Source organism: Pedobacter sp. AC190, from assembly GCF_979258025.1.
In genome coordinates this window covers 2,720,089-2,734,900 of record NZ_OZ409824.1, presented here as the reverse complement: position 1 = coordinate 2,734,900, position 14,812 = coordinate 2,720,089, and the positions used below count along the sequence as shown (strand labels likewise).

Below are 14,812 nucleotides of genomic sequence, written 5' to 3'. Positions count from 1 at the left end.
GTGGATTAGCCTTGATAAATGGTTCTCACTTAAGGCGGAGCTTAGATTGTTTCAGCTGGGATTACTTTTTAATATACACTCAGCTTCAAGGGCATAACTAAACTGTTTCTTTGAGCAAATGTGAATTTCACAATTTCTCTGACGCCGTTATTATTTTTCTCTCACCGGTTTCTCATCAATTTAAGCTATCCTTTGAAATCTATTAAGCAGCTCTAAACAGGCCCTGCTATTATGGTAAGGGCATTTCCATAATCCGGCTTTGTCTTCTCCTGCCATCAGACTGCCATCTTCTTTTCTGCCCCAAAACCATTCGCCATTAGTTTTATCGATGATTTGAATAGTGGTATAGTTCCAGATTTTATTAAAATGATGAAGAAATCTTTCATCTTTAGAAATTTGAAAAGCGTTATATAACCCGACCAGGGCTTCGGCCTGTACCCACCAGTGTTTTTCTGCAATCAGGTGATGGTTTGCGGGATTGAATTCATATACCATCGCATCTTTATCAATACCCTCTATCGCTGCTATACTGATTTCAAGGGCCAGCTTCTTAAATTGGGCTATGAGCTCAACCTCCTTTATCGCTTCAGCGGCTTCGAGCAATAACCAGGAGGCCTCAATATCGTGTCCGTAAGAAATAGCCTCTGACTTAGGCTCCCAGTGTTCATTGAAAAATAGCCCCAAATGGCCGTTAGGTTTTAAGATATGCTTGCGAAAAACCTCCAGCAGCTTTATGATCTGATGTTTAAGACCTTCATCAGGCCACAAGGTATACAGCAAACTATAGGCCTCCAGAATATGCAGATGGGTGTTCATTGTTTTTTTTTCATTTGCATCCTTATCACTCAGGCGTAAATCATCTTTCTGCGTCCAGTCTCGCGCGAACGCTTCAAAATATCCTAGCTCATTTTTATCATAACTATGTTTTTCGATATCAGCATATAAGGATTTAGCGAGTATTAAGGCGTTTTCATCGCCGCTGGCCTTAAAATACGCCGCAAGGCCATAAATGGTGAAAGCAATGGCATAGATTTGTTTTTTTTTATCTTTTGCATCTCCCTTGAAGTCAACTGTCCAGTATACCCCGCCAAAAGTGTAATCAATGAAATGGTTTTTTATGTACAGATAACTTCGCTCAGCGGCCGCTAAATCCTCCATGGATCCGGTCTTTAGATAGGCGGCAGAAAAACTCCAGAGAATCCTGGCATTTAAAACTGAACCTTTATCAGCCGTAGAGATGACCTGCTCTGCTTCATCAATCTGTCCAACAAAACCACCATTTTCATGGTCTATGCTGCGCTGTTTCCAGTAATGGAGTATGGCTTGTAGTTCGATTTCAATTTCTGAAGCGCTTGGAAGGGATATAGCTGGCATAATCTGTAAATTTAATTGGCTAAAACTAACTGGATTACACCTCTAAAACTAATATTTTTTTAACATAAGCTAATACTAATGCATTATGGTTATAGCACCTGTACTATTCCAGCATATTTTGATATTATTTTACCTTTTTTAAGTAAACCTCGTATTATAATTTGGCTGATAAAGTCTACCCTAACTCGATCAGAGCGCATAGTCGAGCTTTAAACAGAATTTTCAACGATATAGCATCATACAAATAAGCTAGGATCATGTAGTGTTTTTTTAACTATATTGCCATCTATAACCGAATATAAGATGTCTAAAAATGTAATCAGGGAAATCACCCCTTTGACGCCGAACGACTGTTTTACCATTTTTTCCAGAACTAAACAAGAATTTGATTTCCCGCTGCATAACCATGAGGATATGGAGCTCAACTTAGTGCTTAATGCGGCTGGGGCTAAACGAATTGTGGGGGATCACATAGCTGAAATAGAGCAGCAGGAACTGGTGCTGGTAGGCTCGAATTTATCACACGGCTGGTTCACTCATAATTGCGTAAGTGAAGACATCAGAGAGGTCACCATTCAGTTCCATAAGGACTTACTGGATGAAAAGTTTTTAAAACGCAATCAGCTTTCTTTCATTCGTAATATGTTTGAGCAGAGTAAGCGTGGTGTTCTTTTTTCCAAGGAAACCATTGAACGCATTTCCCCGCGTCTTTTGGCTTTGAGTAAGAAAAGTGGCTTTGACTCCATATTGGAATTACTGTCGATATTGCATGATCTCTCGATATCCAGGGATACCAAACTGCTTTCGGATTCCAGCTTCACTAAGGAAGATTATAACTACAATAGCAGAAGGATTGAAAAGGTATTTGAGTATATGAATAATAACTTCAACAGGCTTATCACCCTGTCAGAAGTAGCCAAGATTGCCAACATGCCAGAAGCGTCCTTCAGCAGGTTTATTAAAAAACGCACCGGTTATAATTTTATTGATTCGCTGAATGAAATCAGACTGGGACATGTCAGCAGAATGCTTATTGACACGACCCAGTCTGTTGCTGAAATTGCCTTTATTTGCGGCTTTAATAATATGGCGAACTTTAACCGGACTTTTAAAAACAAAAAAGGGTGCACGCCAAAAGAGTTCCGTGAAAACTATGTTGGCAAGCGCGTATTTATCTAAGCTAAAAGATTTTTTGCATAAAATTATGGAGCTGCTCACGCCAGAATCTCCACTCATGTCCCCCTGGGCTATCGTGAAATTCATGGTTGATTCCCTTTGTCTTTAGATCATAATCTAGCGCCAGGTGTCCCTGATACCTTGGATCCTCTTTACCGCAGGCGAGGTAAAGCAGGTTAATTTCTTTGTTTACTTTAGCTGGATTAGCAAAAGCTCCAGGCACCCGTTCATTGATATCAAATTTTGCATCACTCAACAAACCGGCACTAAATTCGCCAATGTAGCTGAATTTATCAGGGTTTTTAAGCCCAATTAAGTAAGCCTGGCCGCCGCCCATGGAAAGCCCTGCAATGGCTCTGGATTTTTTATCCGCCCGGACACGGTAATTTTTTTCTACATATGGAATAACGTCCTTTAAAAGTTCCTGTTCCAACTGCTCGACCCCTTCTTTGCTGCTTCCTCCTGCCCAGCTGCCGTCGGTGAGCCCGTTGGTCATCACAATAAGCATCGGTTTTGCTTTACTTTCAGCGATAAGGTTTTCTAAAATTACATCCGCTTTCCCGGCGCTCTGGGTCCAGCTGGTTTCATTATCTCCCCCGCCGTGGCGCAAGTATAAAACAGGGAAAATTTGCTTTGGATTCTTCAGGTATTCTGCAGGGAGAAAAATGCACATCCCTCTAGGTTTACCTAAAGCCGAAGACTCATATTTAATGAATTGCAAAATTCCATGTGGGACGTTTTGATGCTCATCAAACCTTGCCTTATCACCAGGAACTTCCACGATACTCCCGTAAAGCTCAGTGCCGGATTTTACAACAGGGTTTTTAGGATCAAGGCTTTGAATTCCATCTACAGAAAACACATAGGAATAAATCCCCGGTTTTTGCGGGGCAATCTTGATTTCCCAATTTCCTGCAGTGTCTTTTTGCATCTGTATGGGCTTAATATCCCATTCACCAAAAAGCAGTTTGACCGATTTTGCAGATTTGGATTTAAACCTGAAAACAATGCTTTTATCATTTTCCACTACCGGAGAATATGGCGGAGACGCCGGACCCCACCATCCCTGAACGCTGTAGGTATTAATGGGTTTTTGCGCCAGGATTGAGCAAGAAACCAGGCTTAAAAGAAGAAACAGAATTTTTTTCATCGTATGTATATTTTACCAGCCTTTCATTTCATCCAAAGAGATGATGTTTTCAGCTTTCATTAGAGCGTTTAATTCAGCAGGGGTATTATGAGAGAATACTAATTCTGACCAACCCATAAAAAAGGTCCATTTTGGTTGCTTGGCCATCACTTGGGCAGTAGGGAATAGCTGACATTCCCCAATGGCGATCGGCTTTTTGCCACCAGCTTTTACCATAATATCATACTTCTGTTGACTGAATCCTGTTTTATCATCATAAATATCCAGCGCAGCAACGTCCCAGTACTCATCACCAGGATTATAATCTACTGCATCTTTTTCCAGGGTTTTAAAATCCTGTATGTCCCATACCCAAATCAGGTTATCAAGCTTTTTGGTCTTGCTTAAGTAGTCATGGGTCAGCTGATAGAGTTTTCTCGTACCCTCCGCGCCAGGCCTGCCACCCCACCAGAAAACGCCCTGATTCATTTCATGCAAAGGTCTGAACAGCACTTCCACATTTTTTTCTTTGAGTTGGCTTAGATATAAAGCGATTTCATCCATCATTGACTTCCACCTGGTATTTATCAGAGTTCCATCGGTCAAAAGCTCCTTCCATTGCTGATCAGTTAATTTGCTCAACACCCCTTGCTTATCCCAGCCGCATGGCTGCTCCAGCGCAGGATTACATGCATGCCACATGATATTGACAAGACTTCCTTTCCTCCACTGCTCAGCAGCTTCATTAATCATGGTTTGTCTATTTTCAATATTTTCAGACTGGAATAGAAAATCCCCGCTCCAAAGCCCAGGATATTTCCCAGTAGTGTTGAATACTTCCTGCGTCCATTTTTTGGGCTCTGCATTTGGCTCCCGGTTGTGTATACCCGAAATGGTGTATTTTCCCGATACCGAGTAAAGGTAATTCAGTGATTTAAACCGTGTGGGTCCTTTATTCGTTTTTACGGCTTTATTCCCTTTATGCGGAGCAAGATTTTGCGCGAAAGCGAAATGGCTAAAGGCAATCAGCATCACTAAAATTAAACAGGATCGGCTATTTTTCATATCTAAGGTTTCTTTAAAATGTAAACAAAATCTGTGTTAGGGGCAAGCTCCAGATTATTGATGTCCAGGTTATTACCACTAGCTGCAATTTGAACATCTGCATCAAAACGCTGGGTTTCGCAGTTATATTTTGTAAGCTTATAATTTGAAAAGGTAACAGGTATAGTAATACCTGTTTTCTGGATTTCAGCTTTCGGGTTATATAGGTAAATAAAAATATCAGCGCCGCATTTTACGCTAAACACTTCAATAGCGGTGTTGGTGCTCTTCACCCTCAGGCTATCAAAACTCCCTTTCCCGGACTGCATCATTTCGTCCTGGATGCGGCGAACGTTAGCAATATATTTATCGGTGCCACGGTTATCAAAATACTCCCACCACCAGGAAAGCGGCAAAACGGGAGTTGGTGAGAAAAGGCCATACCACAATCCACGTTTAAAATCTGAATCCATGCCATCAGCGAAATCATCGAAGTTTTTAGACCAGTCATATTCATAGCCATATTCACCAATCACATATGGTTTACCATAGTTTTTGGTATAGCTTATAATGGTGGTAGGCAGGGCACGGTTGTTTTTGTAAATGTGTTTTTGGTTAAAATCTATGGCATCTATGGAATTTAGCCCTTTTAAATCCCGGTGAGAAATGCTGGTGGTCACCAGGTGTTTAAAGGGATCGGTTTGTTTGACGTAGTCTGCCATTTCCTGGTGCCATTGTACGATATGTTCAGCTGGAATTGGATTGTTTTTATCCCTGAACTGAACATTGTCAATTTCGTTGAAAAACTCCCAGGCACCTATCGCGCTGCTGTAACCCCAGCGGGCAATAATGAACCTCAGGCGGTTGCGGTATTCCCCTTTAGCCTTCGCATCTGTAAAAAAGTTCGCAGCGGAAACCCCATAACGTCCGTTTTTAGCATCGTGAGATCCTGGACCTAAAGTCAGCATAATATACAGGCCCAGTGAATCAGACAAATTGACCATTCGGTCCATTTTTTCTATCGCGCTTGGATTAAAATACGCCGAGGAATTGCTGTATCGCCTGTTATTTATTCCACTTTTCCAGTCCAGGGGCAAATTCCATGAACAAATCCAGGTACGAAAGTAATTTCCGCCATGTTTAGCCAGCGAGGGTAGCATGTACTCATAGTTATACTTGGGGTTCTCATGAAGGGTTTTAAAGTATTTTGAATCATCGTCATCTCTTGATTCCCAGCAAATATTTTCTCCGATGCCCCTGAAGGCATCTCCATTATCGAACCGGAACGTCCAGTCATTGCCCTTATGCAGAATGCCTTTAAGCTTAGATGCTGACACTTTAAATGAAGAGGGTTTGGTTAAAGAAACCTCTTTGCTGTTTTTCCGCAGCGCGAAGGTATATTGGTACCTTCCATTTTCCTGGGCATTGAAGCGCGCCTTCCAAAGCGAGCGTTTTCCGGATTGACCAGATTCATAGTAACATGGCAGGTTAATTTTTTTACCAGTGGGAGAAGTAAGCTGCATGTCAAGGGCTAAATCTTCCTGTAAATATGGATTATCGAAATCTGCCTGCAATTCAATAGTCCATTCTGCTTTTTCATAGGTTTCCACAACCGGACTCGTTGGAGTCGTTTTTATAATACGATTTTGCGCCTGCACAGAAAAACTCATTAAAATAACAAAGGCAAAACAAAAAGAGATATTTTTTTTCATAGGTTTCATTCCGGAATTTCCCCGCAAATTGGATTTGGTTAGCATTCGTGTTAGATTCAAATCTACAAGCCTAGATAGATAAAGCGTTAATAGTATTTTAACAAAATCCTATACTCAAATTTTCCTCACATAAATGATACAACAAAAGGATTATCTTCCAACAGTTATCCTACCAAGCTTTATAATGCCTTTATACGGACTTTGTTTGCGCCTGATAATAAAATACAAGTCATGTCTGCCTTTTACTGGTGAGCTGATTAGGCTCACGATATCAGCATATTTATCAAACGAGCCGGTTGAGTCATAGCGGATTTTTGAGATTAAGGGCCCTGCACGCGAATCCCGCCTGACCTCGATTTCTCCATCCAAGGTGGAGGCATAATTAAATGTGAAATTTTTAATTCCATTTAGGTCCGTCTGCTTTAATAAAATATAAGCCTTATTATCTCCCTCAGATAGGCTATTGCGGAAACGCTCAAACCCCACATGAGCGTCCGCCAGCGCGGGGTTGATAAGGGGGCTTCTTAAGAAAAATTCTTCGGTACTGGAAAGCGGCCCAATAGGCTTTCTTCCGCCATCGGTATAGCTTACTTGGAACAGGTATCCACCTTCAGGCTCGTCTTTAATTGAATTTAACTTCAGTGATCCCGCTTTGGCAAGCGCGATGCGCTGGGCCGTTTTATCCTGCGGCATGGAGAAAACATAGGCTACGATTTCTTTTGCATCGCTGGTGGAAAGTTGCGGGTGGGCGCTCATCACGCTTGTTTGCCCCCAGCTTCCCCCACCCCCTTTAATAATTTTTTCCGCAAGTTTTTCTATCGAACCGTTTTGAGAACTGTAGCGGGCGGCGATATCAAAGTAACTTGGTCCTATGGCCTTAGCATTTGCCAGATGGCAGGATTTACAATCGCTGGCTGCCATTAGCGCTTTACCTGAATAACTGGGCTGCTCGGATTGATTTTTTTGACCTGCCGAAAGATATGTGTAAAAAGCCTTCAAGCGCTTAGGTGCAATTTTTAGATCTTCGTTATCACTGGCCTGGATAGAGTAAGTAAAGGGTTTATCAGCCCAGAAGAATGATTTATTGTCAGCGCTGGCAATAGAGACCACTGGCGGGGTATTACCGACTTTTATGATTAAAGTGTCTTTAGCGCTGGCACCCCTTTTATCACGCACCGTTAGAATGGCCTTAAAGGTACCTGACTTTTTATATATATATACGGGGTTAATTTTATTGGACGCTACAACCTTGCCCTCAAATTGCCACTGGTAGCTGAGCTGGTCATCGTCATCTAAATCATAGCTTTTTTGCCCACGGAAGTTTACCAGTAGCGGCGCTTTGCCCGCAATGCTGCGATGGGAGGGGAAATTTTTTCGCTCGGAAGTTAAAAATACTGTTTTGTCCAACCGCTGGTGTTCTTTTTCATTTACAATTTCTGCTTTGGCAACAGGCGAGCGGTTTCCGGTATTGTATTCAATTTTTACCAGGGAAGCATCCGCATTGGCCGCTCCGTATACCGAACCATATTCGAGCATATAGAGTATACCATCATTGGAAAAAGCCATATCAATGGGCCTTTTAAAGTTTCCGTTGGCGGCCATGAAAGCCTCATTTCGCACATAGTTTTCTTTTTCATCAAAACTCAAGGCAAATATCCAGTTACGCATCCAGTCGGCAATAAAAAATTTGCCATCATAATACTCCGGAAAGCGGTTTGGAGCGCCAGTTTGCTTATAGCTATAGAAAGTCCCGCCGATGATGCACCGGCCTCCAAGCCCAAGTTCGGGAAATTCTTTGGAAGCAAGATATGGATACCAAATCATCGCAGGCCTGGCCGGCGGCAGCTGGCTTAGTCCGGTATTGTTTGGCGAATGGTTAACTAACTTTTCGGGCTCAAATTTTTCTCCGGCCGTCTTCTTTCCAAAGTCCCAATGCGCATAGGCCTGATTATCGCCAGCAAAATAGGGCCATCCGTAGTTGCCCGCAGACTTAGCCTGGTTTACCTCATCAAAGCCCATCGGTCCCCGCTCGCTTTCTTGCCCCGCATCCGGGCCAATGTCGCCCCAATAAAGGGTCGAGGATTTTGGATTCAGCGCAATCCGGTAGGGATTCCTGGTTCCCATCACGTAAATTTCAGGCTTTGTTTTTGGTGTCCCTGGCTTGAATAAATTACCTTGTGGAATGCTGTAGGTTCCATCAGCTTGGGGGTGTATGCGCAGAATTTTTCCCTTGAAATCATTGGTATTCCCGGCGCTGCGTTGAGCATCTCCGCTAAAATAAACTTCACCCGGGCGCTCATCCAGCGGAGCGTAACCTTCAGAAGAAAAAGGGCTGCTGCTATCACCCGTTGAAAGGTATAAATTTCCCTGGGTATCGAATGCGAGCGAGCCGCCATGGTGGGAGCCGCTGTTTTTTTCAACCGGAACACGCAGTAGTATTTTTTCACTCGATAAGTCTAAGACACTCATTTTTGATAAGCTAAACCTGGATAAGTTGAAATAAAGAGGTTCCTGGCTTTGACCCACTGGCGCATAATAAAGATAGATAAAGTTGTTTTTGTCAAATTCAGGATCGAGCGTTATGCCAATGAGCCCGGTGCCCCCAATATTGGTGATAGCTAATTTTTCAACCAGGGTGTTTTTATCTGTTTTGGTATCATAAACATAAAGGTTGCCGAAAAGTTCAGTGTAGAATATCCGGCCGTCTTCGCTCACAGCGAGCTCCATTGGGGAATTTAGGTTAGTAGACAGAATACTCTTGGTAAAGCGGTTTTGTTCCGGTATTGGTTTGGCATAGGCTTTAGCATAGTCAAGCTTCGCCCCATTTCCAAGCGCATACTCGATGCCGCCAGCAAGCTGAGCTAAAAATAAAGGTTCTGAATAACTTTCTTCGGTATGTCCCAGGCCAGTGTAAAAAGCGCGTCCGCCATCATATTCATGATACCAGATAATAGGGTGTCCGGTGCCATTTGTTCCTCCATCGTAACTATCCTCATCCAGACTGGCCAGGACTTTTATGCCGGGATAGAAAGATTTATAGTTATACCACTCATCGCTTCTCTTCCAGCTTTCCGGCAAACTGCTGCTTGCCGGATGGCTTTTATCGCTGAGATGGATAGAAGCTTCACGCACGTTTGGATTGTGGGGATGGGAATCAAAGTAAGCGCCGATGAGTTGTCCATACCAGCTCCAATCATATTCGGTATCAGCCGCGGAGTGGATGCCTACATAGCCTCCACCGGCCTGAATGTATCGCTCGAAGGCCGTTTGCTGTTCTGAGTTAAGCACATTGCCAGTTGTAGAGTTAAAAATTACAGCGTTGTAAGCAGAGAGCTTTTGCTCATTAAAATAAGCTGCGTTCGTCGTAGTATCTACGCTATATCCTTTTTGTTCTGCTATCTTTTTTATTGCAGCAATTGCTGAAGGAATCGAGCTGTGGTGCCAGCCAGCAGTTTTGGAAAAAATAAGCAAGGCTGGTTTTGGCTTTGGCGCCTGAAAGCCCTCAATAAAAATGAGTAGCAGGCTTATTAGAAGCGTAAAATATTTTGTTTGTAGTGAATTGTTCATCATTGAAGTTTTATCGTATTGGCTGGATTAATCCTGCAAGGCATACTGTATACCCGCGAGCAAATGTTTTAAAAATAAAGGGTCTTCATAGTGTTCGGGGAAATGGCCAAGCGCAGTATAAAAACTCCTTCCCCCTTCAAACTCATGGTACCAGGCGATAGGATGATAGGCGCCATTTTCGCCTCCCTTGTAGCTTTTTTCATCTACCCTGAGCAATACGTGCAGCCCCCGTTGCAAGTCCCGAAAGTTATACCACTCATCTCTTCTGGAGAAGGATGGCGGAAAAAATTTAGTAGCGGGATGGTTGCTATCCTCCAGGTGAAGGGTTGCAGTTTGAGGCTCGGGGTGACCGGTGAATACCCCGCCAACAAGCTTTCCATACCAACTCCAGTTTTTTTCTATCGTGGAAGCCGCGTGAATACCGACGAATCCTTTACCCGAACGAATAAATTTTTGTATTGCCTGTTTTCCTGCGCTGTCGATAATATTTCCAGAGGGGCTTAAAAAGATTATTGCAGCGTATTGCTTTAGATTATTCTCGTTTAGTGCGCAGGAGTCTATCGTCTGATCTACAGAAAAATGGTTTACCAGGCCAAGTTTTTTTATCGCTTTGATACCTGCATCAATCGATTCATGGTGGTAGCGCGCCGTTTTTGAAAAGATCAAGACTTTTTTCTGGCCGCTGGCAAGTAAATTCAGGCCAATGCAAATGAGTAAAGTAAATGTATTTTTCATATCTGTATTTAAGGTTGTTTAGCGTAAAAAATGTCTTCCAGTAAAATCCTGGACTTATCTTCCTGGATGTTAATGCGCCTTTATTCAGCTAAAATGCTCTTCACCGGATTACTTGAAAGCACTCGCTGGCGCAGTGCACAACTCTCCAGGGCGGTGAAGTTTGCAGATCAACTGACTGATTAACAAGCTCCGGCGGTTAGTTCACTTGGTCTTTTTATTTACCGACGAAGTATTTTTTAGCAGCATAAATAAGGGCTGACTTTCACCAGCTTTATCCGAGCTGTAATATTTGTTTCCAAGTAAAAGGTCTATTTTACCATCCCCGTTAAAATCTCCACTATCCATGGTCAGTCCTTTTTGAAAAGGTACATTTTTAGCTAAAGTAAAGCCCTTAAAGGATAAATTGTCCTGATTTTGGAGATAAACAAACGCTTCCCAGGGGCTCGCTGCCGCAGGAAATGCACTAATGGAAGCTATGTCCAAGTCCCCGTCTAAATCGAAATCGCGGGCAATAGCCTTATAACAGCCGTTCATGGGATAAAAAAATGATTTTCTGAACTGCCCTTTGCTATCACCGAAAAAAATATAAATGCCATGGTAGGGTTTTAGTACCGGAGAGAGGTCTGCGTTATCCCCGCAGGTATACAAAAGGTCTTTAAAGCCGTCCTGGTTAAAATCAACAAGTTCAAAACTGCTTGATCCATAAACCGGGGGGAAGCTCAATACTTTTTCAGTATCGAATTTACCATTGCCAAGATTTCTAAACAGAAAAATCCCTTCATCCCCTTGCGCGAATAAAGCGTAAATGTCCGCTTTACCATCACCATTCTCATCGGTTACAACAAAATCTATTATGCCAGGCACCAATCTCAAGGTGTGTTTTTTATAAGTACCATTCTTACTCGCCTGCGCCCAGGAGAGCTGGCCCGTGAGTCTTCCAAACTCACCTATTAAAATATCTTTTAACCCATCCCCATTTAAGTCCACTTTGAGACTTTTAACTGGCCTTGAAAGTGAAGAAAATATCGGTTCTCTGCTTGAAAGCTGCTGAGGCGAAGCAGGGCTGAACTCGTATACGCGCCCTCCACTGCTTTGGCTAGCCATATAATTTTCACCAATGAAAGTGGCAAGCGCAGGCCTGGCAGATAAATCCATATCCACTAAGGTCCCTGGCATTTGTGAAGATTTCAAGGTATCTAGCCGGGCGTTGATTTGGTATAACTGGTTTGATATGCCGTTTTGGATAAGCAGACACTGATTTGTTTCTGGACTAATTTTCACATAGGTCGCTAAGGCAAGCTTACTATAGAAAATATCTTGCTTTGGCAACAGGACTTCAAAAGATGGAAGAGCGAATGTAATTTCTTCTCTTACCTCTTCAGCTAATCTTTCCGGGGCGGAATCAATATAATACCCTTTGATAGCCTGCCACTCCTTAAGGGATAATATCGGACTGGAGGGAATGAGATTTCCTCCCTCTGCCCTTAGCGAAACGCTTGGGGTTTCCACTCCTAAAAACATGCCCATTGCCGGAAGCACTGCTCCTCGCCAGCTGTTTTTCGGCAGCAGGCCAGGATCGGGAAATTGATGGCAAGAGGTGCAGTATTTTCTTGCCAACAGCTCACCACGCTGCCCGTCCGCTGTATTAAGATTTAATTTGTGTTGGCCTGGTTTAAGGTTTGATTTATCAAGGATATAAAAAACCATTGCGCTAAAAAGCGCAATGGTGACTATCATTATATTTCTTTTGCTTTTACTCAATTTTTAGGGATTAAGCCAGCCATTTATCAAAGTTTCAACGCATTTACGTCGATAATTACGATAACCTTATTATTTACCGCACTTAATGAAAATTTACTTGGAGAGGAAATCGCTACCGCAAGCGCTACTTTTTTTCCGGTGTAGCCCGATTTAAGCTGGGCGGCGTCAATGCTCAGCAAAAAGGTAGCTGCACTTTGCCCCTCTGACACGGAAATACTTCCAGGAAGCCTGTAAAGTCCTTCCGGGAGGAGTACTGTATTGGTCAACACGTTTGATGCGATCAAAGTGTTGATGGTATCTGGCCTGGTGCTGATATTTACCGAATAGCCTTCGTCAGTGGTCTTTCCACTCCTTGCTACACCGAGAATCACCTTGAGCTGGTTATTCTTTGTATCCAAAGTATAGTTCCGTGAAGCAGAATCCAGACCTTTTGGTACCAGGTAATTAAGGTTCGAGCTTAAGCCCTGGGGCATATAAATTTTAGCATCACCATAATCTAAGTCCTGATCGTTTTTTTCGCAGGAGAACAAAAGCGCCACTGAGCACAGCGCAAGCAAAATGGCGGAAGTATAAAATATTTTTTTCATTGCTTTGAAAATTAATAGCCTGGGTTTTGGGTAATTGATCCGTTTGAGCGCACAACTTCAGCTCTTGGAAACGGCAAGTAATACATCGCAGGAGCCCTGAAGGTACGTGTAGCGACGTCAACAATGTTATAACTGAAGCTGCCATTGGCATTTTTACTCACATTAACGCCCTTAATAGGCTGATTTAATAGTGTGCCGGCATCGTTCCATCGAAGCAGATCCCAGTAGCGGTGGTCTTCAAAAGCCAGTTCAATTCTGCGTTCATGCTTAATTGCTGCGCGGAAAGCATCTTTTCCCCCTATCGAAACTGCTGGCATAGCCACTCCTACCCTTGAACGCACCATATTCAGTGCTGTTCTAGATGTCATCGCTGCCGGCGCATCAGGCGCTGTGCCATCCGGACCGTAAGCCTCATTCATCGCCTCAGCGTAATTAAGCAACACCTCAGCATAACGGATGGCTACCCACTGATGTTGCGCGGTGGCATTGTTCACTAAATCCAGATTTGGCGCCAGGAATTTTTTTAAGTAATAACCTGTGCGTGAGGTATTGGTTTTGGCCATATCATCAATAGCGCCCGCGGACTGATCAATCGTACGACCGTTCCAGCTGCTGCCATTTAATACCACCGTTTCTGAAAGTCTTGGATCGCGGTTTGCATAAATGTTGGCAGGATCGGCGCTGCCTTTGAGTTCATACTCGGCCACAAGATTATGGGATGGGGTCACACCACTCGCGCCACCACTAGTTGTGATGGGATAATTGGCACGCTCTAAATCATTGGATGCAGGCCTGCGAATAGCGAGAATGGTTTCGGCGCTGCTCAGTGAATTATTACCCTGAAAATAATTTCCATAACCACCGGTATGAAGCGCGTAACCAAATGCAGTGGTACTGATAATTTCCCTGGCGGCTGCCGCTGCCCTGGTCCATTTGGCTGGATCATTTGATGGGTTATGCAAAGGACTTGCCGCGTACAAAAGTACACGTGCTTTTATCGCCAGCGCTGAACCTCTAGAGAAACGTCCATCCTGGTCTGAAAAACCATTAGTTTTCCAGCTCACAACTAAAGAGTCTTTGTAGGTATCGATTTCGGAAACGATATAATCAACCACCTGATCATAGCTGGACTTTGCCACTGCTAAGTCGCCACCAGACTGCTGCAGCGTTTTGCTGACAATAGGTACTCCGCCATAGCGTTTAATAAGTTCAGAATAATAATAGGCCCTTGCAACATGCGCCTCACCACGGTAAGCACCGATGAAGAGTTTATCGCGGTTATAATTTGTCACATCCGTCAGGGTATCGCGATTCTGGCTAATCATTGCCTTCCAGTTTTTAGAATAATCCAAAAAGAAATTCGCGGCGCGGATGCCTTCATAGCATGCATAATACTTGTTTACCTCTGTCGAAGGGTTAGCCTCACTCAAGGTCGCCTGATTAAAAGGTATTACCCCTTGGGCAAAGGTTAGGGTTTGCTGTGCATCATCGGTGGCGGCTTCAAAAAAGCTATTGTCTAAAGTAGTAAATCCTACAGCAAAACTGATCGGTGCATAGAATGCATTTGCAAAGCCGGTCAGCGAACTTCTGGTGGTCTGAATGGTTTCCGGTGTTGGAAGTGTATCCATCCTGGTATCCAAAAAATCTTTTTTACAGGCACTGATTAGCAGCAGGCCGGCGAAAAAGAGGGTCAAATATGGTGCTCTGATTTTCATCATTTAGTATTT

The 14,812-nt window shown here is 43.3% G+C and carries 10 protein-coding genes; 1 reads left to right on the top strand and 9 read right to left on the bottom strand.

Annotation, left to right across the window (positions count from 1 at the left end; all coding sequences use genetic code 11):
• Positions 1-180 precede the first annotated feature (180 nt).
• On the bottom strand, positions 181-1,374 hold the full coding sequence (locus tag ACZZZI_RS11990) for an AGE family epimerase/isomerase (RefSeq protein WP_463489542.1): 1,194 nt from the start codon (positions 1,372-1,374) through the stop codon (positions 181-183).
• Between the two features lie 303 nt (positions 1,375-1,677).
• On the opposite strand from ACZZZI_RS11990, the gene ACZZZI_RS11985 reads away from it, so the two are divergent.
• Complete coding sequence (locus ACZZZI_RS11985) at positions 1,678-2,553, top strand: AraC family transcriptional regulator (protein WP_131538313.1); 876 nt, start codon at positions 1,678-1,680, stop codon at positions 2,551-2,553.
• Position 2,554: 1 nt separating this feature from the next.
• On the opposite strand, the gene ACZZZI_RS11980 is transcribed toward ACZZZI_RS11985, so the two are convergent.
• The 8 genes from ACZZZI_RS11980 to ACZZZI_RS11945 form a co-directional block, all read right to left on the bottom strand.
• Positions 2,555-3,700 carry an esterase gene (locus tag ACZZZI_RS11980; RefSeq protein WP_463489541.1) on the bottom strand — a complete coding sequence of 382 codons (1,146 nt, stop codon included), beginning with the start codon at positions 3,698-3,700 and terminating at the stop codon, positions 2,555-2,557.
• Positions 3,701-3,712: 12 nt separating this feature from the next.
• The gene (locus ACZZZI_RS11975; RefSeq protein ID WP_463489540.1) at positions 3,713-4,744 is read right to left on the bottom strand and encodes a glycoside hydrolase family 26 protein; all 1,032 of its coding nucleotides are present in this window, start codon (positions 4,742-4,744) and stop codon (positions 3,713-3,715) included.
• Between the two features lie 2 nt (positions 4,745-4,746).
• Entirely contained in the window at positions 4,747-6,435 is a 1,689-nt protein-coding gene (locus ACZZZI_RS11970) for a DUF5060 domain-containing protein (RefSeq protein WP_463489539.1), read from the bottom strand.
• Between the two features lie 150 nt (positions 6,436-6,585).
• Complete coding sequence (locus ACZZZI_RS11965) at positions 6,586-10,005, bottom strand: ThuA domain-containing protein (protein WP_463489538.1); 3,420 nt, start codon at positions 10,003-10,005, stop codon at positions 6,586-6,588.
• A 24-nt stretch (positions 10,006-10,029) separates the two neighbouring features.
• Positions 10,030-10,737, bottom strand: coding sequence for a ThuA domain-containing protein (locus ACZZZI_RS11960; RefSeq protein WP_463489537.1), 708 nt, complete (start codon positions 10,735-10,737; stop codon positions 10,030-10,032).
• A 201-nt stretch (positions 10,738-10,938) separates the two neighbouring features.
• Positions 10,939-12,498, bottom strand: a complete 1,560-nt coding sequence (locus tag ACZZZI_RS11955) for an FG-GAP repeat domain-containing protein (RefSeq protein WP_463489536.1) — start codon at positions 12,496-12,498, stop codon at positions 10,939-10,941.
• Between the two features lie 26 nt (positions 12,499-12,524).
• Positions 12,525-13,085: a hypothetical protein gene (locus ACZZZI_RS11950; protein ID WP_316755548.1), complete on the bottom strand. Its 561-nt coding sequence runs from the start codon at positions 13,083-13,085 to the stop codon at positions 12,525-12,527.
• A gap of 11 nt (positions 13,086-13,096) precedes the next feature.
• A complete protein-coding gene (locus ACZZZI_RS11945) occupies positions 13,097-14,803 on the bottom strand; it encodes a RagB/SusD family nutrient uptake outer membrane protein (RefSeq protein ID WP_463489535.1) in 1,707 nt (568 codons plus the stop codon).
• Positions 14,804-14,812: the final 9 nt, after the last annotated feature.